This is a genomic window from Alcanivorax sp. IL2 (genome assembly GCF_047495475.1).
GTDB lineage: Bacteria > Pseudomonadota > Gammaproteobacteria > Pseudomonadales > Alcanivoracaceae > Alcanivorax.
Genome location: NZ_CP179932.1, coordinates 88,537 through 109,605 on the forward strand (window position 1 = coordinate 88,537; position 21,069 = coordinate 109,605).

Consider the following 21,069-nt stretch of genomic DNA (forward strand, 5'->3'; position numbering starts at 1 on the left):
ACGACTTTTGGAGGGATCTTCATGCAGAGAAAAACAGGTATTGGCGCCCTGCTGGCGGCGCTACTGGGTGGCAGTATGCTCAGCCCGGTGTGGGCGGATGATTCACCGTCTTTTGCGACGCAAACGCAGAATGAGGTCATCGACAATCAGTACATCGTGACACTGGCCCCGGACATTATTCAGCGCCTTGGTGTTACGGATCTGACCACGGCGATTCGCACCCTGCTGGCCACGGTGGGTGGCGGCGACGTGCTTTATACCTACCAGCATGCGCTCACCGGCATGACAGTGCGGCTAACGGATCTGCAGGCCACTCTGCTAGGCCAGCTGCCCGGTGTGATCGGTCTGGAACAGGACCGTCGGGTGCAGGCCATCGCTACCCAGGCAAACGCCACCTGGGGCCTGGACCGGGTGGATCAGCCGGCACTGCCACTGGATGGCAGCTACCAGTACCCCAACAGCGCCGGTAACGATGTCACCGTCTATGTGATCGACACCGGTCTGCGCGCCAGCCATAACGAATTCAGCGGGCGGGTCAGTCCTGGCCGTAACTTCGTCAGCAGTGGCGGCGGTTTCCTGTTTGGCGGCGGCAGCGTCGACCCGGCCAATACCAACGACTGTAATGGCCACGGCACCCATGTGGCCGGCACGGCCACTGGCACCATTTATGGGGTGGCCAAGCAGGCACAGATTGCCCCCGTAAGAGTCCTCGACTGTAACGGTAGCGGCAGCAATTCCGGCGTCATTGCCGGGGTGGACTGGGTAGCCGGCAATCACCGCAAGCCCGCCGTGGCGAATATGTCTCTCGGGGGCGGCAGCTCCAGCGCCCTGGATACCGCCGTGCGCAATGCGGTCTCCGCAGGGGTGAGCATGGTGGTGGCCGCCGGCAACGACAATTCCAATGCCTGTAACGGCTCCCCCAACCGGGTCGCAGAAGCCCTGACTGTCGGGGCAACCACCCGAACAGACCAGCGCTCTTCGTTCTCCAATTTCGGCGCCTGTGTGGACCTGTTCGCCCCGGGTAGCGACATTACCTCTGCCTGGTTTCAATCCGACACCCAGACCGCACGCCTGAACGGCACCTCCATGGCAGCCCCTCATGCTGCCGGTGCAGCGGCCGTGTATCTGGGAACGAATCCCAGCGCCAGCCCTGAGCAGGTGTTCGCGGCACTGGTCGATGGCAGCGCCACCGGCATGATCAGCAATGCCGGCAGCCAGTCACCCAACCGCCTGTTGCAGGTAGGTGAAGACGATGGCGGCACAGTGATAGATCGTTTGCCCACGGCCGCCTTTACGGCCCAGTGCAGCGGCACCGTCTGCCAGTTCGATGCCAGCGGCAGCAGCGATGATATTGGCGTGGCTGCATGGGACTGGACCCTGGGCGACGGCAATGTGGCCAGCGGCGAACAGATCAGCCATGACTACGGCAGCGCCGGCAGCTTTACCGTGACCTTGACCGTCACCGACACTGCCAACCAAACCGCCAGCATCGACAAGAGCGTGACCAGCGAAGACACCAGCAACCCTTGCCCAAGCTGCACACGCTATGAAGGCAATCTGGGGAATGGCAGCTCCGTAACCTTGCCTTCCGGTGGCTTCAGCTACGGTGGTGGTAATGTGGAGGCCTACCTGTACAGCCCTGCCGGTGGCGCCTTCTCACTGGCCCTGGAGCAACGTAGCTGCTTCCTCTTTTTCGGCTGTAGCTGGTCCCAGGTGGGCAGCGCCCAGCCGCAGAACGGCGTGGCGACCCTGAACGGCTCGGTGGGCAGCGGCACCTACCGCTGGCGCGTCACAGCGCAAAGCGGCTCCGGCGCTTATACGCTGTTGGCGAACCCGCGCTAAACACGCCTTGCCCTTAAACGAAAAAACCACCGCGTGCGGTGGTTTTTTCGTTCTACCGGTAAGCGTCAGCAGGATCAGGCCACGGCAGCATCCTGTTGCTCATCATGATTCTGCTCACCCTCATACAGGTCTTCCAGACGGTCACCCTGAGTCATCAGGTATTCGAAGGCAGCCAGCGATGCCTTGGACCCTTCACCCATGGCAATGACGATCTGCTTGTAGGGCACAGTGGTGACATCGCCACAGGCATAGATACCTTCTTGTGACGTCTGGCACTTCTCGTTGATGACGATCTCGCCGAAGCGGGAGCGCTCCACCACGCCATCCATAAAGTCGCTGTTAGGCACCAGACCGATCTGCACGAACACCCCTTCCAGCGGCAGCTCGTGTACGGCTTCGGTGGCCCTGTCCTGGTACTCGATGGCGCTCACCTTGCCATTGCTGGCCTTGATCTCACGGGTGGCCGCGTTGCGGTGAATGGTGACGTTGGCCTTCTGTTCTGCCTTGTCCACCAGCACCTTATCCGCCTTCAGCTCGGGCATGAATTCAAACACGGTGACAGATTTGACGATGCCGGACAGGTCCAGTGCCGCTTCGATGCCGGAGTTACCGCCACCGATCACCGCCACGTCCTTGCCCTTGAAGAAGGGACCATCGCAGTGCGGACAGTAGGCCACACCGTTACCGATGTTCTCTTTCTCGCCGAGCACACCCAACTCTCGCCATTTGGCACCGGTGGCCACGATCAGGGTCTTGGTATCGATTTCCTCACCGGAGGACAGCACCACGGTCTTGATCTCGCCGTTGCGTACCTCGGCCACTTTCAGGTGCTCCTTCACGGTCACATCGTAGTCATTCATGTGGGCGTGCAGAGCGCCGGACAATTCCGGCCCGGTGGTTTTCTTCACCGAAATCAGGTTCTCGATATCCATGGTGTCTTTCACCTGGCCACCGATACGATCGGCAATCAGGGTGACCTTCAGGCCCTTGCGGGCGCTGTAGATGGCCGACGCCACGCCGGCGGGGCCACCACCGATCACGGTCACGTCCTGCAACGGCAGTTTTTCTCCGCCGCCTGCCTGGGCGATGGCCGGGTCGAAAGCCAGCAACTTGTCGATCAGCTCGGCGGCGGTGACCTTGCCGTTGGCGAACAGCTCACCGTTCAGGTACACGCTGGGCACGCCCTGAATGTCGCGCTCGTTCACCGTGTCCTGAAACAGACCGCCATCGATCATTTCACTCTTGATGCGCGGATTGAGCAGGGCAAACTGGTTGAGCGCCTGCACCACGTCCGGGCAGTTGTGACAACTCAGGCTGATGAACACCTCGAAATGCAGGTCGTCTTTCACATTGGCGACCATACGTTGCAGGCTGTCATCCAGCTTGATGTCGGTCCCTGATGCATGCAGAAACGCCAGCACCAGGGAATTGAATTCGTGGCCGGCCGGGATACCGGAAAAACGGATACCGGTGTCCTCGCCGTCCGCCTCCAGCAGGAAGGAAATGGGGCTGCGCAGAGCATCACCCAGGTCCCGTTCCTCGAAGGCCAGATTGTCACTGACACCAGCGATATCGGAGAGAAACGTCACCAGTTCATCGCGCTTTTCGTGCGCACCGGTCTGCAGCACGAAGGTGATCTTTTTCTGCATGTTGGCTGCATAGCCTTTCAGGGCCTGCAGGATGTCATTCGTGAGCATGAGTCTTCCCTTAACGTGAGTTCAGCAATCAGTGACTTAAAAAAATACTCTCTCCCTGCCCCTCTCCCGCAAGCGGGAGAGGGGACCTTCCATTGAAGGCAGGTGTTAACGGGGAGCGGGATAGGCCGGTTTAGATCTTGCCGACCAGGTCCAGGGAAGGCGCCAGGGTTTCTTCGCCTTCTTTCCACTTGGCCGGGCACACTTCGCCGGGATTGTTGCGGACGTACTGGGCCGCTTTGACCTTGCGCATCAGGTCGTCGGCGTCGCGGCCGATGCCTTCGGCGGTGATTTCCATGGCCTGGATAACGCCATCCGGATCGATCAGGAAGGTAGCGCGATCTGCCAGGCCCTGACCTTCACGCATCACACCAAAGTTGTTGGTGATGGTGCCGGTCTGGTCGCCAACCATGTAGTAGTTGATCTTGCCGATGGTGTCGGAGGTGTCGTGCCAGGCCTTGTGAGTGAAGTGGGTATCGGTGGATACGGAAAACACTTCCACGCCCAGCTTCTGCAGCTCTTCATACTTGTCAGCCACGTCGCCCAGCTCGGTGGGGCAGACGAAAGTAAAGTCGGCCGGATAGAAGAAGAAAATGGCCCACTTGCCTTTCACGTCGGCTTCGGAGATGTCGACGAATTCGCCCTGTTTGAAGGCGGTGGCGTTAAACGGTTGGATCTCGCTGTTGATCAGTGCCATGTGGTTAAGACTCCCTCGATTGGTCGTTGATTCGTTTCGGCGAGGGATAGAATGGGGAATCCACACTAATAGTTAAATTTGAAACTTCTTATCATGGCGATAGAAAATTTCTAACGGACTGCAACCGCGGTTCAGAACAGCGACAACTGGGAATCGTCCGGCTTGCGACTACGGCGGGAGCGACGCCGACGGCTACCGTGGCGCTGATTAACGGCCAGGCTTTCATCCCGGAAGCCGGCTTGCTGGCGTGCCTGGGCCAGGCGCTGACGGGCCTCGCGCACCGCTGTGTCGAAACACACCAGCGGCGCCGGATAATCCTGCCCTATCACCACCCCGGCATCCCGTTGCTGGCGCGGGCCCATCTGCCAGGGCTGGTGGATCCAGGTGGCTGATACCCGCTTAAGCTCGGGCACCCAGCGGCGGATAAAGCTGCCATCCGGGTCCAGCTTGCGGGCCTGCAAGGTGGGGTTGTACATGCGCAGGGCATTGATACCGGTGACACCGGCCTGCATCTGCACCTGGGGGAAATGAATGCCCGGCTCGTAATCCACAAACAGGCGCGCCAGATGCAGCGCCGGTTCGCGCCAATGCAGCCAGAGCGGGTAACAGGCCATGGACACCAACATGGCGCGCATGCGGAAGTTGATCCAGCCATGGTGATGCAGATAACGCATGGCCGCGTCCACCAGCGGCCAGCCGGTGTGACCGCTTTGCCAGGCCGACAACCACTGCGGGTTATCAGGCCCGTCGCGCAGGTTGCGCAACAACGGGTGCACACTGCAGGTCTCCATAGAGACCTGGTCTTCCAGTTTCTGGATAAAGTGGCAGTGCCACCAGAGTCGCGATTCGAAGGCGGACAAGCCGGCCCGCAGGGCCGGGTCATCCTCTTGCTCTAACGCCTCCCAAGTCTCCTGCACCACCCGGCGCAGGCTCAGACAGCCCCAGGCCAGATAGGGACTAATGCGCGCCCCGCAGTGTTCGGCTTTCTGCGGCGCACTGATGCCACCGCGATAGCCTCGTGCCCGCCGCTCCAGAAAACTCTGCCAGACCGGCTCCGCCGTATCGGTACCACCATGCTGACGCCCCGGGCAGTCGGACCGGTCGGCACCACGGGCGGTGCGCAGGTCCGGCCAGGGATCGGCGGGGGCCGCCGCCTGAATAGTGGACGGCAGCGTGGCCAGGGGCCGGGTCATAAAATCCTGCCAGTGTGTCCCCCAGTGATCCCGGTCCAGGCAGGGACGCTGGACGCCGAAGGGGGCTTCCTCATGCCAGGGCACCCTCTGCTCCCGGCACCACTGCTTCACGGCCCGGTCGCGGGCATAGGTCCAGGCGCCGCCGTATTCCTCATGACTGTGCAGCACCATGTCACCAAAGCGCTGTTGCAGGTTCGCCAGCACGGTCACGGCCTCCCCTTCCACCACCCACAGCGGCAACCCCAGCCGGGCCAGTTGGCCGCGCAGATCGCGCAGGCTTTCCGCCACGAAACGCCACTGGCGCAGGCTGGTGTCCGGCTGCTGCCAGTAAACAGGCTCCAGGATATACAGGGGCAGCACCGGGCCCTCCCGGCAGGCGCGGGCCAGCGGGCCGTGATCATGTGCCCGCAGGTCACGCTTGAACCAGACCACTTGCAGCGTCATGCCAGTTTCAGATCCGCAGCAGGAAGCGGCAGCATGGCCGCCGGGTAATCCGGCAGCGGATCATCCTGCCCGAAGGTGAAATGCAGCGACAGACACTGGCGGGCAGACAGTGCGCGCAAGGCGGGCAACCAATAGTGCAGGTGCTCGCCCTCGGGATCGTACTGCTGGCACTGGCGAGTAGGGCTGAAGCGACGGCCGCCGCGGGCATCGTGCCCCACGCCGGCGATGTAGGCCCAGTTGCCCCAGTTGGAGGCCACATCATCGTCCACCAGGTAGTGCTGAAACCAGCGGGCACCCCGGCGCCAGTCCAGCCCCATGTCGTGCACCCAGAAGCTGGCCAGGTTCTGCCGCCCCCGGTTGGAGGCATAGCCGGTGGCCATCAGCTCGCGCAGGTTGGCGTCGATAAAGGGCAGACCGGTGTTGGCCTGACACCAACGCTGCCAGTATTCACGGGCCAGTGACGTTGCCGGTTCCGGTCGCCGCGGCGCCTGGTCATTGAGCCCGGCATAGTGAAACACCCGGGCACCGTGTTCTCGCAGCGACCAGTGGTAAAACTCCCTCCACAGCAATTCCACCCGCAGCCATTCACTGCCCGGGTTGGCGCCATGACCGGCTTCGTAGTCGAGAATGCGCTGCCAGACCCGCCTTACAGAGAGATTCCCCCAGGCCAGGAAGGCGCTCAAACGGCTGGAATAATGCTCCCCGATCAGCCGGTTCCGGGTCTGCTTGTAGTGGTCCGCGCTGCGGGTCTCAAACAGGTAATGCTCCAGCCATTGCAGGCCCGCCTGCTCTCCACCGTGCAGAGAAAAGTAGTCCTGGGAATTGCGCTGCCAGTGCTGGCTGCGTTTCGCCAAAAGCTCACGGGCAAGCTCGGCGAAGGGAGGCGTGGGCAATGACTGGGCGGCGGTAAGGGACGGCGGCGGACCGTCCGGCTGGGACACCGGCACGCCATCGCGACTATCCACCTTGCGCCGAAAACGGCTGAAAGTGGCCGGGAAAGATCCCTCCCAGGGCAAGGCGTCAGCGGCAAGCAGGGTCTGGGTCTCTTCTTCGATAACCCGGATACCGGCCTGTCGCAACGCGGCGATCATGGCGGCCTCTTCCGGAGCCTGGGCCGCCGCTGTTATCACCTGCAACGGCTGCCGGGCGTGCCAGTGGCTCAGCAGCGTTACCGGCTCCGCCCGCAGGCACTGCAGGGTCAGACCACGTTGTGCCAACTGCGCCTGCAAGTCGCTGAGACTTTCCAGTAAAAAAGCTGACTTGGCCGGGCCCAGCCGGTCCATGCCATCCACATCCGCTTGCAGCCAGTGGTCGGGCAACAGATACAGCCCCAGCACCGGCTGCGACAGACTGGCCGCCCGCTGCAGCAGCGGCTGGTCCGCCACGCGCAGGTCTTGCCGGAACCAGACCACGGTAATCATTGCGGTCTCCCCTGGCGGCGACAGCGTTCACTGCAGTACACCACCTGCTCCCAGTGCCGCGCCCATTTGCGGCGCCAGCTGAAGGGCCGCTGACACACCGGGCAGGTCTTCTGCGGCAGCGCCGCCTTGTTGCCTTTCCAGCCGCTGCTCACAGGGCCTCCGGGTCCGCCAGCAATTGTTCCGCCCGAGTCAGCATGGCGTTGACCTTGGCCGGGTCCATGCGATCCAGGTTGCGATAGATCATGCGCATGCGGTGGTTGTTCTGGAACTGGCCGCGATGCCGATGAATGAAATGCCAGTAGAGGCTGTTGAACGGACAGCTGTCATCGTCACTGGCGGTTTTGACGTTGTACTGGCAGTGCTTGCAGTAGTCCGACATGCGATTGATATAACTGCCGGACGCCGCATAGGGCTTGCTGCCCAGGTAGCCGCCATCGGCATGCATCACCATGCCCAGGGTGTTGGGCAGCTCCACCCAGTCGTAGGCATCCGCATAGACCTCCAGGTACCACTGGCAGATGGCTTCCGGCAGCACGCCCAGCAGCAGGGCAAAATTGCCGGTGACCATCAACCGCTGGATGTGATGGGCATAGGCGTGGTCCAGGGTATTGCGCAAGGCCTCGGACATGCAGTGCATGCGGGTGTGGCCGCTCCAGTAATAACCGGGCAGCGGACGCTGATTGTTAAGCCGGTTTTCGCCGGCGTAATCCGGCATCAGCAGCCAATAGATGCCCCGCACATATTCCCGCCAGCCCAGGATCTGGCGAATGAAGCCCTCCACCGCATTGAGCGGCGCCTGACCCTCCCAGTAAGCCTGCTCGGCGGCCTGACAGACCACCAGCGGATCCAGCAAACCAATATTCAGATAGGGCGACAGCAGGCTGTGGAACAGGGTGTCTTCCCCGGTGACCATGGCATCCTGGAAATCACCGAAGTGCGGCAACCGCTGTTCGATAAAATGTGCCAGTGCCTGCTGTGCCTGGGCGGCGGTGGTGCCCCAGCGAAAATCTGTCAGGTTGCCGATGTGATCGGGGAAGTGCTGCTCCACCAGCGCCAGCACCTGCTCGTCGATGGCATCGCGAGGGAAAGAAAGGTCCACGGGCAAGGGCACGTCACCCTTGTAGGCCTTGCGGTTGCTGGCATCAAAATTCCACTGACCGCCCACCGGCGCATCCCCTTCCATGAGCAGGCCGGTGTGGCGACGCATTTCCCGGTAGAAGAATTCCATGCGCAGCTGTTTCTTGCCGCTGGCCCAGCGCTGGAAGAAGGCCGGGGAACAGAGGAACCGACTGTCTTCCAGACAGGTGACGGGACAGGACAATTGCTCCGGCCACTGCTCATTGATCTGCTGCTGCAGACGGTATTCGCCGCAATGGGTAACCACCAGCTCCTCGGCCTGCTCACAGAGCGGGCCCAGCACCTCAGGGAGGCTGACGTGGTCATGCTCGCCGTAGGCAAAGTAATCCAGTTGCCAACCCGCCTCGCGCAGGTCTGCAGCAAAGTGGCGCATGGCGCTGAAGATAAAGGCAATCTTCTGCTTGTGGTGGCCCACATAGGTCGCCTCGGCGGGCACCTCCGCCATCACCAGCCGGTCGCGTTTTTTGTCCAGCGCCTGCAGCGTGGGCAGAGACAGGCTGAGCTGGTCACCCAGAATAATTCCGACTTTCACGACCTCTCCCACAACATCTCAAAACTCAAGAATGCCGTCAGGGGAGTGGCCGCCGGGTGAAGGAACCCTGTCCGGGCAAGGAGTAATAGATGTCAGTTGGCGCCTTGTCCACAAGGCGCCAACAAGTCCTGCCGGATTCAAGCGTCCCGATTCACCAGCCGCAGTTGCCGCCCCTGGAGTACCGAGGGTGCCGCCAGTTGCTCGAACAACATGGTCAACGGTTGGGGCCGACCAATGGCATAGCCTTGCACAAAGTCCACACCAGCCTGCTCCAGTATCGGAATCATGGCAATGTCCTCCACATACTCCGCCACGGTTTTCACACCCAGCCGGTGGGCCACTCCGCTGATGGATTCGACAATGGTGCGGTCCACGCTGGAATAGAGCAGGTTGCGCACGAAGCTGCCATCGATCTTGATGAAGTCCACCTGGAAATGCTTGAGATAATTGAACGAGCTGAAGCCACTGCCAAAGTCATCCAGCGCCACCTTGCTGCCCTTCTGGCGAATCCGCGCCAGCAATTCGCTGGCACTGGACAGCTGATTGACCACGGTGGTTTCGGTGATCTCGAAGGTAAGCCGCTCGGGCGCTACGGTAGTGTGATCAAGCAGTTCCTCCAGAAACGGAATAAAGGTGGGATCATCCAGGGAGGTGGCTGACAGATTGATCGCCAGATGCAGGCTGGGCAGGGCGGCCAATTCTTCGCTGAGCGTAACCAGCACCTGAGTGAGCACCCAGCGATCGATGTGCGGCATCATCTGGTAGCGTTCCGCCGCGGGGATAAAGGCACCGGGGTTGAGAATGTCACCGTTGCGGTCACGCAGGCGCAACAGGATTTCGTAATGGGAGGCCTCCGTTTCCCCGCCGATAGGGCGGATTTCCTGGGCATAGAGCAGAAAGCGATTCGACTCCAGAGACTCGCGCAGACCCGCGGCCATCTGCAGCTCCAGGTGCCGGCGAGAGGCTTCGCTGTCATCCGGGGTGTACACCGAAACCCGGTTACGCCCCCGATGTTTGGCGGCGTAGCAGGCCACGTCTGCCCGACTCATGGCCTCTTCCACGCTGATCAGATTGCCATCCAGCTGCACCAGACCGACGCTGGCACCGATATCGTAGAGGGAATCCTTCCAGGCAAAACGGATGTCTCCCAGGGCCGCGATCAGTCGTTCGGCAATCTGCACGGCCTTGTCCGACGGGCAGCTACGTAGCAACAGGCCGAATTCGTCGCCGCCCAACCGGGCTACCACATCCCCGTCGCGAATCTGACGGCCTATGACCCGGGCGCATTCGCGCAACAGGGCATCGCCGGCCACATGGCCGGCGGTATCGTTGACTACCTTGAAACGATCCAGATCGATAAAGCACAACACGCTATGCTCGGCGATGCCTTCATCCAGGGTCTGCTGCAAGGTGTTTTCAAATTCGCGCCGGTTGGTCAGGCCGGTCAGGGCATCATGGGTAGCATGATAGCGCAGCTTCTTCTGCATGGCGCGACGGGCGCTCACATCACGAAACACCATCACCGCCCCTTTCACTTCACCCTCGGCGGTCTTCACCGGGGCGGCGGAATCCTGGATTTCATAGCGGCTGCCATCGCGGCTCAGCAGAAAACAATCCTCGCGCAAAAAACACATGTCTCCGCCGCGCAAGGCTACCGCAATGGGATTGGTGGGCGCTGGCCGACCCTCTTCATCACTGAGCTGCAGCACCGTATCCACGGGCTCACCCTCGGCATCCCGTTCCCGCCAGCCCGTTAATGATTCTGCCACCGGATTCATGAAGGTAATCCGCCCGCCTTGATCCGTGGCGATCACCCCGTCGGCAATGGAGTTAAGCGTCACCCTCAGGCTTTCTTTCTCATGGGCTAGTGAGTGCTGCATGGTCCGTTCGGCAGTCACATCCCAGTTGGTTCCCACCATCAGTGGCACCTTGTCCGGGCCAACCAGCGTGGTCTCGGCACGGGCGCGGATATAGCGCTCTTCGCCATCCGGGGTGAGGATGCGGAATTCCCCGTCCAGCTCGCCAGGGGCATCCATCACCTGTTGCAGTCGGGGCTGCAGCTGGGCCAGGTCGTCAGGGTGAATGCGGTCGTACCAGATTTTCAGGGTACCATCGCCCTGCTGCCCGGGCTTGACCCCGTACATCTCATAGATACGCTCATCCCAGTCCAGCTGGCCGGTGACGGTGTTGTACTGCCAGATCCCCACGCCACCGGCAGACAGGGCCAGTTGCAGTTGGTGGCGGCTTTCCGCCAGGGCATGTTCGGCCTCCTTGGCGGCCTGGATATCCTCGCACTGCACGATAAGATAGCGAACGCTGCCGTCTTCACTCACGGCAGCAATGGACAGGCGCACCCAGACCAGCTCGCCGGCCTTGGTGACATAGCGTTTTTCCAGGCGAAGGCTCTCCACCCGGCCTGCCAGTATCGCTCCCAGCTGCTGAAGATCCTCCTGCAGGTCATCCGGGTAAATCATCTGCTGGAAGGAACTCGCCAGTAGCTCTTCCTCCCGGTAGCCGCTCAGACGGCACAGGGCACGATTGACCGCCAGCCAGCGCCCATCGGGGCCCATCAGCGCCATGGCTATCGCCGAACACTCCATGGTCAGCCTGAAACGCTTTTCCCGCTCCTCCAGGGCCGCTCGCCCGGCTCGTTCACGGCGGAAAAAAATGACCGCCAGGGCCACTACCCCCACGGCTGCCCCAATTAGCAAAGCCTGCATGGTTCACGTCCATTGTTGATTATTGTAATTCCTGACCACCTGTTCACTTTTTGAACTGCCTGCCTCTTACTTGCCAGCGTCACCTGACAAAACCGGAACTTTCACCGACAATTGGGTGACTATCAGAGGGCCTCCTGCCCGAACATTCGCCTGCGGCTTGCCCATCGCTTCCCGCAAAAGGAGTATCGCCTACCCGGCTGTGCAGACCATGACGCTCCGATACCGTGCTCTACAATGCCTCGCCCTGCTGTTTGTGGCCTTCGCCCTGTCCCAGCTCTGGTATCTGGGTCAGGTGCTGCGCCTGCAGCACCACAATCCGGAAGGCAGCGCCTATATGCAGCGGGCCAAGGCGCAGGGACAGGTGCAGCAGCACTGGCGGGACTACGATCAGATCAGCGATTACCTGAAGCGCTCGGTACTGATTTCCGAGGACGCCCAGTTCACCAATCACAGCGGTTTTGACTGGCAGGGCATCCGTTACGCCCTGCGCCGCAACCTGGAAGCCGGCAAGCCGGTGGCCGGTGGCTCCACCATCACCCAGCAACTGGCCAAGAACCTGTATCTTTCCGGCGCACGCAGTTATACCCGCAAGGTTCAGGAAGCCATGATTGCGTTGATGCTGGAAATCGGCCTGAGCAAACGCCGCATTCTGGAGCTGTATCTGAATGTGGCCCAGTGGGGCCACCAGATTTACGGCGCAGAGGCGGCCGCCCGACACTATTTCCAGGTCAGCGCCGCCGAACTGAGCATCGTCCAGGCGGCGCAACTGGCGGCCATGCTGCCGCGCCCCAATTACTATGATTTCAAGGGCCCGACCGATTATGTACAACAACGGGCCAACTGGATTCAGGAGCAAATGGCGCTGGTGCGCATCCCCGATCCCGGGAACCTGCCGCTGCCACAGCCGTCTGAACCCGACCCCCGCCAAGGAAACACGCAATGAAGCAGTTTGTAGTACTTTGCCTGACCGGCCTGGCCCTGCTGGGCTGCAGCGACAATGACAGCCGTACTCCGCCGATCTCGTCACCGGCCACCAGCGACACCAGCAACCCGCTGGTAGGGGCCTGGCAAAACGGCGAACAGACACTGGTACTGGAAGAAAACGGCGATTTCTACCTGCCCGCCGACAACCAGCGCCAGGGCCTGAGCTGGGAAAACACCGATGGCACCTTCACCTTCCGCTACCTGGATAACAGCCGGCTGGCGGTAGAAACCCAGAGTGCCCGTGGCGAACAACAGCAGGACACACTCAGCCTCAGCCCCGCCACCCCCTCTACCGGGGAACAAGAGCAAACCGATAGCCCCCTGTTCACCGGCGACTATCAACGGGCCAACAGCGCCGTTGGCCATCTCAGCGGCAAGGTGGAGCTCCCCGAGGATAGCGAACTGCCCGACAAGGCGGTGCTGACCGTCTCCCTGCTCACCCGCAACGACGAGGCGGTCATCCGCCGTCTGATTCCCCTGACCAGCGATGCACTCAGCCAGCCCTTCCGGCTTTATTACCCGGCCAGCGCCGTGAACGCGGATAGCGACTATCAGGTGCGTAGCCAGATCCTTGCCGATGGCGGCCTGTTCTTCCAGTCCGAGCCCACGCCGCTGGACTTTACCCGCGGCCAGTTTGCCGATATCACCCTGCCCCTCAGTGCGGTAATGACGGCCAGCGAAACCCTGCGCGGCGCCCTGGTATACCAGTACGGCACCACCAGCCTGATCCTTTGCAACAGCGATCGCCGCCTGCAACTGGCCGGCCCCCAGCGCGACGACCTGATCGACGCCTATGAAGCCGCTCGCGAGTACCCGCTACAGCCCCGCGTCGCCACCGTCAGCGGTCTGCTCCGCAAGGTCCCCGGCGAACAGGAAGGCAGCACCCAGAGTGGCGTCATTGTGGAAAGCTTTTCCCTGGAAAGCGGCTATGACGACTGCCGCCTGCCCGGCGCAGAGCTGACCAACACCCGCTGGCAGCTCAGTGCGCTCGGTGACAAGACGCTTGATGCGAGCCAACAACAGCCCTATCTGACCCTGGACGGTGAAGGCAACGTGCATGGCAATGCCGGGTGCAACGGTCTCAACGGCAGCTACCAACTCAAGGATGACACCCTGTCTTTCGGCACCATCGCGACGACCCGCAAGGCCTGCCCGGACATGGCGAGAGAGCAGGCCTTTTTGCAGGCACTGAAAGCGGCCAGTGGTTTGCGCATCGACGGCGAGTTACTGACCCTGTTCGATGACAATAATCAGCCGCTGGCCGGTTTCCAGGCCATCGCGCTGTAACCGCCCGCTGAGTCCTGGAGGGAAAGACCATGCGCATCCATTACCTGTCCCATGTGCCGTTCGAACAACTGGGCGCCATGGAAGCCTGGTTCCGGGAGCGCGACGCCACCATCAGCCAGTCACTGCTGTTTCAGGGCGACCCACTCCCTGACACCGCCGAGTTTGATGTGCTGGTGGTCATGGGTGGCCCCATGGGGGCGGATGATGATGGTCACCATGTCTGGATGACCCCGGAAAAGGCGCTGATACGCGACAGTATCGCCGCCGGCAAGAAAGTGCTGGGGATCTGTCTGGGCGCGCAACTGATTGCCCGGGTGCTGGGCGCCCCGGTAACGGCCAACCCGGACAAGGAAATCGGCTGGTTTGCGGTCTACCCCACCAGCGCCGGCAAGTCCGACAGCATCGGCAAACTGTTTGCCAGTGCCCCGCCGGTGCTGCACTGGCACGGCGACACCTTTGCCATTCCTGACGGTGCCGTACACCTGCTGGAAAGCAAAGGCTGTCCCAATCAGGCATTTCGTTACGGCGATAATGTGCTGGGCCTGCAGTTTCACCTGGAGCTGCAAGCCGACAATGCCGCCGCCCTGTGCGATGCCTGCCCGCAAGACCTGGCAGACGGCCCCTGGGTGGAACCCCGCGCCAGCATGCTGGCGGACGAACAGCGCTTTGAGGATGCCCGCCAGTTACTGGGCCGAGTGTTGAGCGCCTTTCTTCGCTAAGCCGGCCAAACCCCGTACCCCTACAAAAACAAGAAGCCGCACCCCTACCAGGAGCGCGGCTTCTTCGTTTTCAGCTCACTCAACGCGACCTCGCGCCGCTGTTAACTATTCACTATTAACTGTTCACTGCCTTCCTGCACCCTGCCCACTGCCGACAGAATCGCCTGCAAGGCAGCCGCCGTCGTATCAGCCGCAGTGGCCACCGCACTCTGCACCGTTTCCCCCACCTGAACCCGCACACAGGCCATGGCGTTGGCTTCGGTGTTGTCACCCAATGAATACTCATCGAAGGACACCACCTTCACCTCGCCACCGATACGACGGTTGAGGGCATCCACCAGTGCCGACATGGCGCCGTCGCCGCGGCCGGACAACAGGGTGACCGGCTGGCTGGCATCGCCGATACTGATCTGGGCCTGCACCTGATCATTGCTGCGGTTCAGGTCGTAGGAGCGCAACATCCAGCCCAGCGGCACATTGAGATAATCGCTGTTGAAGCGACGGTGCACGCGCTCGCTGGTGATCTCGCCACCATCCTCTTCCGCATCGCGCTGCACCACCCCGGCCAGCTCCTGCTGCAACCAGCGCGGCAAGTCGATACCGAAATCCCGCTCCAGCACGTGGGCGACCCCGCCCTTGCCGGACTGGGAGTTGATACGCACCACTTCCTCGTAGCGACGCCCCACATCGGCAGGATCGATGGGCAGGTAGGCCACTTGCCAGATATCGCCTTCCTGGTAGCGGGCCAGGCACTTGCGGATAGCATCCTGATGACTACCGGAGAAGGCGCTGAATACCAGATCGCCGGCATAGGGGTGGCGCGGGTGGGTCTGGATATCGGTAATTTCCTCCACCAGGGCAATGATCTCCTTCATGCGCGAGAAGTCGATTTGCGGGTCGATGCCCTGGCTGTACAGATTCATGCCAGCGGTGACCAGATCCATGTTGCCGGTACGCTCGCCGTTGCCCAGCAAGGTGCCTTCCACACGATCCGCTCCCGCCATCACCGCCATTTCTGCAGCCGCCACGCCACAACCACGGTCATCGTGGGTATGCACACTGATAATCACATGCTCGCGGTACTGAATATTGTCATGCACCAGCTCCACCTGGTCGGCAAACACATTGGGCGTGCTCACCTCCACGGTGGCCGGCAGGTTGATGATCACCCGCTGGCCCTGGTCCGGGCGCCACACCGCGTTCACCGCATCAATCACCTCGATGGCGAAATCGGTTTCCGTGGCACTGAAGGTTTCCGGGGAATACTGAAAGCTCCAATTCGTTTCCGGCTGCGTCGCGGCACAAGCTTTTACCCAGCCGGCCGCGCGTTCGGCAATCGCCTTGCAGCCAGCCTTGTCCACGCTGAACACCTGCTCACGGAAGGTGGGCGAGGTGGCGTTGTAGATATGCACGATGGCGTTCTTCGCCCCCTTGAGGGATTCAAAGGTACGGGCGATCAACTCTTCCCGAGCCTGGGTGAGCACCTGAATGTGCACGTCATCCGGCACCAGGTCTTCTTCGATCAAGGCACGGCAGAAATCGAAATCGATCTGGCTGGCAGACGGAAAACCCACTTCGATTTCCTTGAAACCCAGCTCCACCAGCATCTGGAAGAAGCGACGCTTCTGAGCCACGGACATGGGCTTGATCAGCGCCTGATTGCCATCACGCAGATCCACCGCCGCCCACAGGGGGGCTTTTTCGATACGCTGACTGGGCCAGCGACGGTCGGGTTTGTCGATAACGGGGAAAGGCTGGTATTTACGGTGATCAAAGCTCATGTCGTTTCCTCAAACCAAAAAGGGGCATCGTCTGCCCCCCGAAGGAGAATTCCCGGCCGAATCCAGGGGGGTGAGCCGGATGGGGCCAACAACTCGCTGTCTGTGATCTCGGGTCTCAATCAGCGCGCCGATAGGCACGGATGGCAACGAAGAGTGGCGGCCCGCTTGTGACGGTTCGCATCATCGCCCCACGAGAGATACTTTACGGCAGCAAACCGGCAATGTGCTTGCTTTTTTCATCGAAAAACCGCCTTATTAGCAATAATATTGCGCCAAAAAAGCGAATAAAGGCTGAAATCATCATGAGCAAGCAGGAACTAGCAAAACTGGACCGCACTGACCTGCGCATCCTGGAAGCCCTGCAACATAATGGCGGGCTCACTAACCAACAGCTGGCGGAAACCGTGGGCCTGTCGCCCTCCCCCTGTTCCCGGCGGGTACAGAAGCTGGAGGCCGCCGGCATCATTCTCAAACGGGAAACCGTGCTGGACGCCCGCAAACTGGGACTGGACCTGACCGTGATCATCCAGATCAGCATGGACCGCCATACCCCTGAGCGTTTCGCCAACTTTGAGGAAAAGGTCGCCAGTTATCCGGAAGTGCAGCAGTGCTACCTGGTCACCGGCCAGGAGGCCGACTATCTCCTGAAAGTGGTGGTGCCGGATATTGATGGCTACCAGCATTTCCTGCTCAACAAGATCACCCGCATCGAAGGGGTCAGCGGGGTGCATTCCAGCTTTGTCATGCGGCGGGTGGTGGATACGGCGGCATTGCCGTTGAATTATGTGGAAAGTTAAAAGCTACGAGCTTCTAGCTGCTAGCTACGAGAGAAAGAGCAAAGTCGGAACCTTCACTTCTTGTAGCTCGTAGCTCGTAGCTCGTAGCTCGTAGCTGATATGCTGAGGTCATCGACCACGTTGAATTGCGAGACCATGAAACACCTGCTGATCGTCGCCCATGCCCCCTCACCGAACACGCTAAAACTCCGTGACGCCGCCGCCCGTGGCGCTGGGCATGAGGATATCGAGAACGTGTCCGTGATCGTAAAGGCACCGCTGGACGCCGGTCCCGACGATGTGATGGCCTGCGATGCCATTCTGCTCGGCACCACGGAAAACCTGGGCTACATGAGTGGCGCTCTGAAGGATTTTTTCGACCGCAGCTATTACCCGGTGCTGGAAGAAAAACAGGGACTGCCCTGCGCCCTCTACATCCGCGCCGGCCAGGACGGCACCGGCACCCGTCGAGCCGTGGAAAGCATTGCTACGGGGTTGCGCTGGAACTGGGTACAGGACCCACTGGTGCTGCGCGGAGAATGGCAAGATGCCTTCGAGCAGCAGGTAGAAGAGCTGGGGATGTATCTGGCGGCAGGGCTGGATGCGGGAATTCTTTAGGTACAAGCGTCTAGCTGCTAGCGACTAGACGCGGGTTGGCTTGTCAGTAATCGCGAGTCTGTGCCCGCGCCCATGGTTGGCCGCGGGCACAGACATTAAGCCCCCAAAGAGCGCCATCGCGACTCGAAGCTAGCCGCTAGAAGCTCACAGCTGCCTCACCCCTTGCTCTTGTTCACCATGGCCGCCAACACCGCCTTGGCCTCATCGCCTTGCAGCATCTCGCCGAACAGGGCCAGGTCTTCCTCCAGCACATCCTGCAGCGGCTTGCTGATCGCCTGGCGCATCAATCGTTTGCTCTCGCGCAGGGCCTTGGGCGGTTTCTTTGCCAGGGCGTCGGCCCAACCGCGGGCGGTGGATTGCAGTTCGTCACGCCCCACCACCTTGGCGATCAGGCCGGCCTCGAAGGCTTCCTGTGCCAGCATGGGCTCACCCAGCAGCAACATGCGGGCGGCACGCTGATAACCCAGCCAGTCAGGCAGCAGCTTGGCGGAACCGGCTTCCGGCACCGCGCCGAGATCGGCGAAGGGGGTGATGAACTTGGCATCGTCGGACGCGACCACCATGTCCATGTGCAGCAGCATGGTGGTGCCCACGCCCACCGCATTGCCCTGAACAGCGGCTACCACCACTTTCGGGAAGGCATAAATCGCCTTGATGAAATTCGCCGCCTCACCCACTTCACCGGGCTTGGCATTGAGAAAGTCCACCAGATCGTTGCCGGCGCTGAAGGATTTGCCTTCAGCGGCAAACAGCACCACGCGAATCTCCTCGCTCTGTTCGGCGGCGTTGAGCAGGGCAATCATATCCCGGTACATGGCGCCGGTAAGGGCGTTCAGTTTATCCGGGCGGTTCAGGGTAATTTCCAACACTGATTCGGTGTGTGTCACCAGAATCAGATCACTTTCCAGTGTCGGCAAGGTCACGACAGCTCTCCCAATCATTATTTGTCGGGCAAGGCTAGCCGTCCGCCCCGCCCATGCCAAGGACGAATACCGACAAAGGGTATTGACCAGCCGGTCAAAGCACCTTAAAAAAGCGCACCTCTCCTGAGATCGTCACCGTGAAACTGATCACTTTCGATCCTTTCCGCACCCTGGGCCTGCCCGGCGTGCGTTATATCAAGCCGGAACACATGAACCAGCACCGCGATGCGTTGGCAGAAGCGGACTGGTTGCTGTTCCCCGGCTACTGGCAGATCAACAGCCTGCATTACGTGCTCAAGCGGCCGATCTTCCCCAGCCTGAGCAGCTACCACCTGGGTCATGACAAGGTGGAGATGACCCGCGCCCTGCAGACCGCCTGCCCGGAGCATGTGCCGGAGACGCTGATTGTCGCCTCCGACAAGTACGGTATTGGCCAGGTGCTGGATCAATGGCGGTTTCCGTTTGTGGCCAAATCAGTACGCTCCAGCCAGGGCATGGGTGTCTACCTGATCGAGAACCGCCAACAGTTTCTCGACTATGCGGAGCGCGAAGCCGTGCTCTATATCCAGAAGCTGCTACCCATTGTCCGCGACCTGCGGGTGGTGGTGGTGGGCGAGGAAGTCGTAGCCAGTTACTGGCGCGAAGGGGTGGGCTTTCTGAACAACGTAAGCCAGGGCGGGCGCGTGCGCACCGATCTGTCGGTACCGGACAATGCCATTTCCCTGGTAGAGGGGCTGGCCCGTTATCTGGGCATCAACCATGCCGGCTTTGATGTGGCCATGGTGGATGGCCACCCCTACATCCTGGAATTCAATCGCCTGTTCGGCAACACCGGCATGCCCGACCTCAATCAGCGGGTACAGGGGGCCATGAGTCGTTACCTGCTGGGCGAGCCATCGTCACCGCCCTCTTCAGACAGCAAGGTGTCCGCCTGAGTGCGCAGCAGGTTCTGGTAACGGTGAGCCAGCTGCTCAACCGGCTGTAGCCTCACCTTGTGATCGCCGGCGGTCACCACCTGGGCCTTTTCCGGCTGGTACAAGGCTTTCACATCCAGCTCGGTGGCGGCCAATTGTGCTTCCGGCACATTCAGCCGTCCCGGCACCCCGGCCACACACAGGGACCAGGCTTCCTGCTGGTCCCCATCGGTGGTGACCAGTGCCTTGAATTCCAGAGGCGGTTTGCCCTGTTGCTTGCGTAACGGCGCCAGCAGACGCACCACTCGCAGGAACAACAGGCCGGCGCACAGCGCGGAAAAGGCACAGCGCGACGCCGGCTCCTGGTAAAAAAACAACCCGGCCTGATCCCCCACTCTCTGACCTACCCGGCCTCCGTAGATACCCGCCACCTTGTCGAGGATCCGCTGATAATCCGCTAACACCTCGACCATGGCCGCCTGGGTATAACGCTGACGGATGTGCTCGAAATTCACGATACTCAGGCGCAGCTGGGCCAGCGGCTCGGCCCCTTCCGGCAGGGGCTCGGTCAGCGCCTGCGTCGATGCCGGGGTGGCCAGCGGGGAAGGTGCCGGCGGCTCTACCGGAACCGCTTCTACGGGTTCCGGCGGCGCTGGCAACAAGCGTTGCTGGATCAGCGCTGCCGCGACCCGCAGCAGCAACAGGCACAATACCGCCAGCACAAAGCCGGCTTCCAGGCGCTGGCGCGGCAAGGCACTGGTATCGCCCAGCAGGGTCAGGGTCCCCGCCAGTTCACCGTCCGGCAGCGCCACCGGCACCGAGATAACCAGATCGGAACGAGACACCCCGGTCAGGCCCACCTGGATATCCGCGGCATCCTGAAACCGCACCCCGGCCACCGGGGCCAGCTGTACGGTTTCCCGACCGATCAGGTTAATGCTGATGGAATCATCGCTGGCCAGGGCCTCGGCCGCCCGGCGGGCGGTCTGTTCGGCCAGCGCCTGCAGCTGCACCTTGCGCTCCTGTTCCAGACGCGCGGAGAAGTGCTCGAGAAAATAGACACCGACCACCAGCATGGCCAGCAGCATCAGGATCAGCTCCCGCAGCAGGCTGCGCTGTTGCCGAATCCATGGCCGCCATTGTTCCCACAGGGACATAGAGTTGCATTCCGTAGTATTGAGCTCGCGCGCAGTATACCGCGACGAACCACCAGGGCGTTGACCGAATCGGCGCACCTTAGCAGCGATGGTGCATCAACGGACGGTTGGCGATGTAAAACATCGCTAATCCCCAAGGCACTGCCGCTTGCGGTACCATTTCTGCTACCCTTACGCGGTTTTCGCGGGAGCCACTGCTTCCGCTTTCCGCTTGTCTGACTTGCCCCCGG

Annotated in this window: 17 protein-coding genes; 7 read left to right on the forward strand and 10 right to left on the reverse strand. The window is 61.3% G+C overall.

Annotated elements, in window-relative coordinates:
- Window positions 1–21: 21 nt before the first annotated feature.
- The gene (locus tag ACMG4N_RS00430; RefSeq protein WP_414432502.1) at window positions 22–1,842 is read left to right on the forward strand and encodes a S8 family serine peptidase; all 1,821 of its coding nucleotides are present in this window, start codon (window positions 22–24) and stop codon (window positions 1,840–1,842) included.
- A 74-nt stretch (window positions 1,843–1,916) separates the two neighbouring features.
- Here the strand turns inward: ACMG4N_RS00430 and ahpF are convergent, their stop codons facing one another.
- The 7 genes from ahpF to ACMG4N_RS00465 all read right to left on the reverse strand — a co-directional run bounded on the left by ahpF (window position 1,917) and on the right by ACMG4N_RS00465 (window position 11,680).
- On the reverse strand, window positions 1,917–3,539 hold the full coding sequence (ahpF, locus tag ACMG4N_RS00435) for an alkyl hydroperoxide reductase subunit F (RefSeq protein ID WP_414432504.1): 1,623 nt from the start codon (window positions 3,537–3,539) through the stop codon (window positions 1,917–1,919).
- Between the two features lie 130 nt (window positions 3,540–3,669).
- Window positions 3,670–4,233, reverse strand: coding sequence for an alkyl hydroperoxide reductase subunit C (gene ahpC, locus ACMG4N_RS00440; protein WP_335627410.1), 564 nt, complete (start codon window positions 4,231–4,233; stop codon window positions 3,670–3,672).
- Window positions 4,234–4,364: 131 nt separating this feature from the next.
- On the reverse strand, window positions 4,365–5,870 hold the full coding sequence (locus tag ACMG4N_RS00445) for an FAD-binding domain-containing protein (RefSeq protein ID WP_414432505.1): 1,506 nt from the start codon (window positions 5,868–5,870) through the stop codon (window positions 4,365–4,367).
- A complete protein-coding gene (locus tag ACMG4N_RS00450; RefSeq protein ID WP_414432507.1) occupies window positions 5,867–7,291 on the reverse strand; it encodes a DASH family cryptochrome in 1,425 nt (474 codons plus the stop codon). Before ACMG4N_RS00450 ends, ACMG4N_RS00445 begins: the two co-directional genes overlap by 4 nt.
- Window positions 7,288–7,443, reverse strand: coding sequence for a DUF2256 domain-containing protein (locus ACMG4N_RS00455; RefSeq protein WP_335627413.1), 156 nt, complete (start codon window positions 7,441–7,443; stop codon window positions 7,288–7,290). The genes ACMG4N_RS00450 and ACMG4N_RS00455 overlap by 4 nt, the downstream gene beginning before the upstream one ends.
- On the reverse strand, window positions 7,440–8,960 hold the full coding sequence (locus ACMG4N_RS00460) for a cryptochrome/photolyase family protein (RefSeq protein ID WP_414432508.1): 1,521 nt from the start codon (window positions 8,958–8,960) through the stop codon (window positions 7,440–7,442). The genes ACMG4N_RS00455 and ACMG4N_RS00460 overlap by 4 nt, the downstream gene beginning before the upstream one ends.
- Window positions 8,961–9,097: 137 nt before the next feature.
- Window positions 9,098–11,680 carry an EAL domain-containing protein gene (locus ACMG4N_RS00465; protein ID WP_414432510.1) on the reverse strand — a complete coding sequence of 861 codons (2,583 nt, stop codon included), beginning with the start codon at window positions 11,678–11,680 and terminating at the stop codon, window positions 9,098–9,100.
- Between the two features lie 208 nt (window positions 11,681–11,888).
- Between ACMG4N_RS00465 and mtgA the strand changes: the two genes are divergently transcribed.
- Genes mtgA through ACMG4N_RS00480 form a run of 3 tightly spaced genes read left to right on the forward strand, consistent with a single transcriptional unit; the run spans window position 11,889 to window position 14,670 of the window.
- Window positions 11,889–12,623 (forward strand): monofunctional biosynthetic peptidoglycan transglycosylase, encoded by a 735-nt coding sequence (gene mtgA, locus ACMG4N_RS00470; RefSeq protein WP_414432513.1) that lies wholly within the window; start codon window positions 11,889–11,891, stop codon window positions 12,621–12,623.
- Window positions 12,620–13,951 carry an META domain-containing protein gene (locus tag ACMG4N_RS00475; protein WP_297766981.1) on the forward strand — a complete coding sequence of 444 codons (1,332 nt, stop codon included), beginning with the start codon at window positions 12,620–12,622 and terminating at the stop codon, window positions 13,949–13,951. Before mtgA ends, ACMG4N_RS00475 begins: the two co-directional genes overlap by 4 nt.
- 29 nt (window positions 13,952–13,980) lie before the next feature.
- A complete protein-coding gene (locus tag ACMG4N_RS00480; protein ID WP_297766982.1) occupies window positions 13,981–14,670 on the forward strand; it encodes a type 1 glutamine amidotransferase in 690 nt (229 codons plus the stop codon).
- A 101-nt stretch (window positions 14,671–14,771) separates the two neighbouring features.
- Here the strand turns inward: ACMG4N_RS00480 and ACMG4N_RS00485 are convergent, their stop codons facing one another.
- On the reverse strand, window positions 14,772–16,451 hold the full coding sequence (locus ACMG4N_RS00485; RefSeq protein WP_297766984.1) for a 2-isopropylmalate synthase: 1,680 nt from the start codon (window positions 16,449–16,451) through the stop codon (window positions 14,772–14,774).
- Window positions 16,452–16,753: 302 nt separating this feature from the next.
- Between ACMG4N_RS00485 and ACMG4N_RS00490 the strand changes: the two genes are divergently transcribed.
- Both ACMG4N_RS00490 and ACMG4N_RS00495 read left to right on the forward strand, forming a co-directional pair.
- The gene (locus tag ACMG4N_RS00490; RefSeq protein ID WP_300470604.1) at window positions 16,754–17,248 is read left to right on the forward strand and encodes an Lrp/AsnC family transcriptional regulator; all 495 of its coding nucleotides are present in this window, start codon (window positions 16,754–16,756) and stop codon (window positions 17,246–17,248) included.
- Between the two features lie 135 nt (window positions 17,249–17,383).
- Entirely contained in the window at window positions 17,384–17,845 is a 462-nt protein-coding gene (locus ACMG4N_RS00495; RefSeq protein WP_300470601.1) for a flavodoxin family protein, read from the forward strand.
- A gap of 155 nt (window positions 17,846–18,000) precedes the next feature.
- Here ACMG4N_RS00495 and ACMG4N_RS00500 read toward each other — a convergent pair whose 3' ends face one another.
- Window positions 18,001–18,768: an enoyl-CoA hydratase-related protein gene (locus ACMG4N_RS00500; RefSeq protein ID WP_297766990.1), complete on the reverse strand. Its 768-nt coding sequence runs from the start codon at window positions 18,766–18,768 to the stop codon at window positions 18,001–18,003.
- A gap of 137 nt (window positions 18,769–18,905) precedes the next feature.
- Here ACMG4N_RS00500 and ACMG4N_RS00505 point away from each other — a divergent pair, with 137 nt between their 5' ends.
- The gene (locus ACMG4N_RS00505) at window positions 18,906–19,703 is read left to right on the forward strand and encodes an ATP-grasp domain-containing protein (RefSeq protein WP_297766991.1); all 798 of its coding nucleotides are present in this window, start codon (window positions 18,906–18,908) and stop codon (window positions 19,701–19,703) included.
- Here ACMG4N_RS00505 and ACMG4N_RS00510 read toward each other — a convergent pair.
- Window positions 19,646–20,839, reverse strand: a complete 1,194-nt coding sequence (locus tag ACMG4N_RS00510; protein ID WP_414432516.1) for a hypothetical protein — start codon at window positions 20,837–20,839, stop codon at window positions 19,646–19,648. The genes ACMG4N_RS00505 and ACMG4N_RS00510 overlap by 58 nt on opposite strands.
- Between the last annotated feature and the right edge of the window lie 230 nt (window positions 20,840–21,069).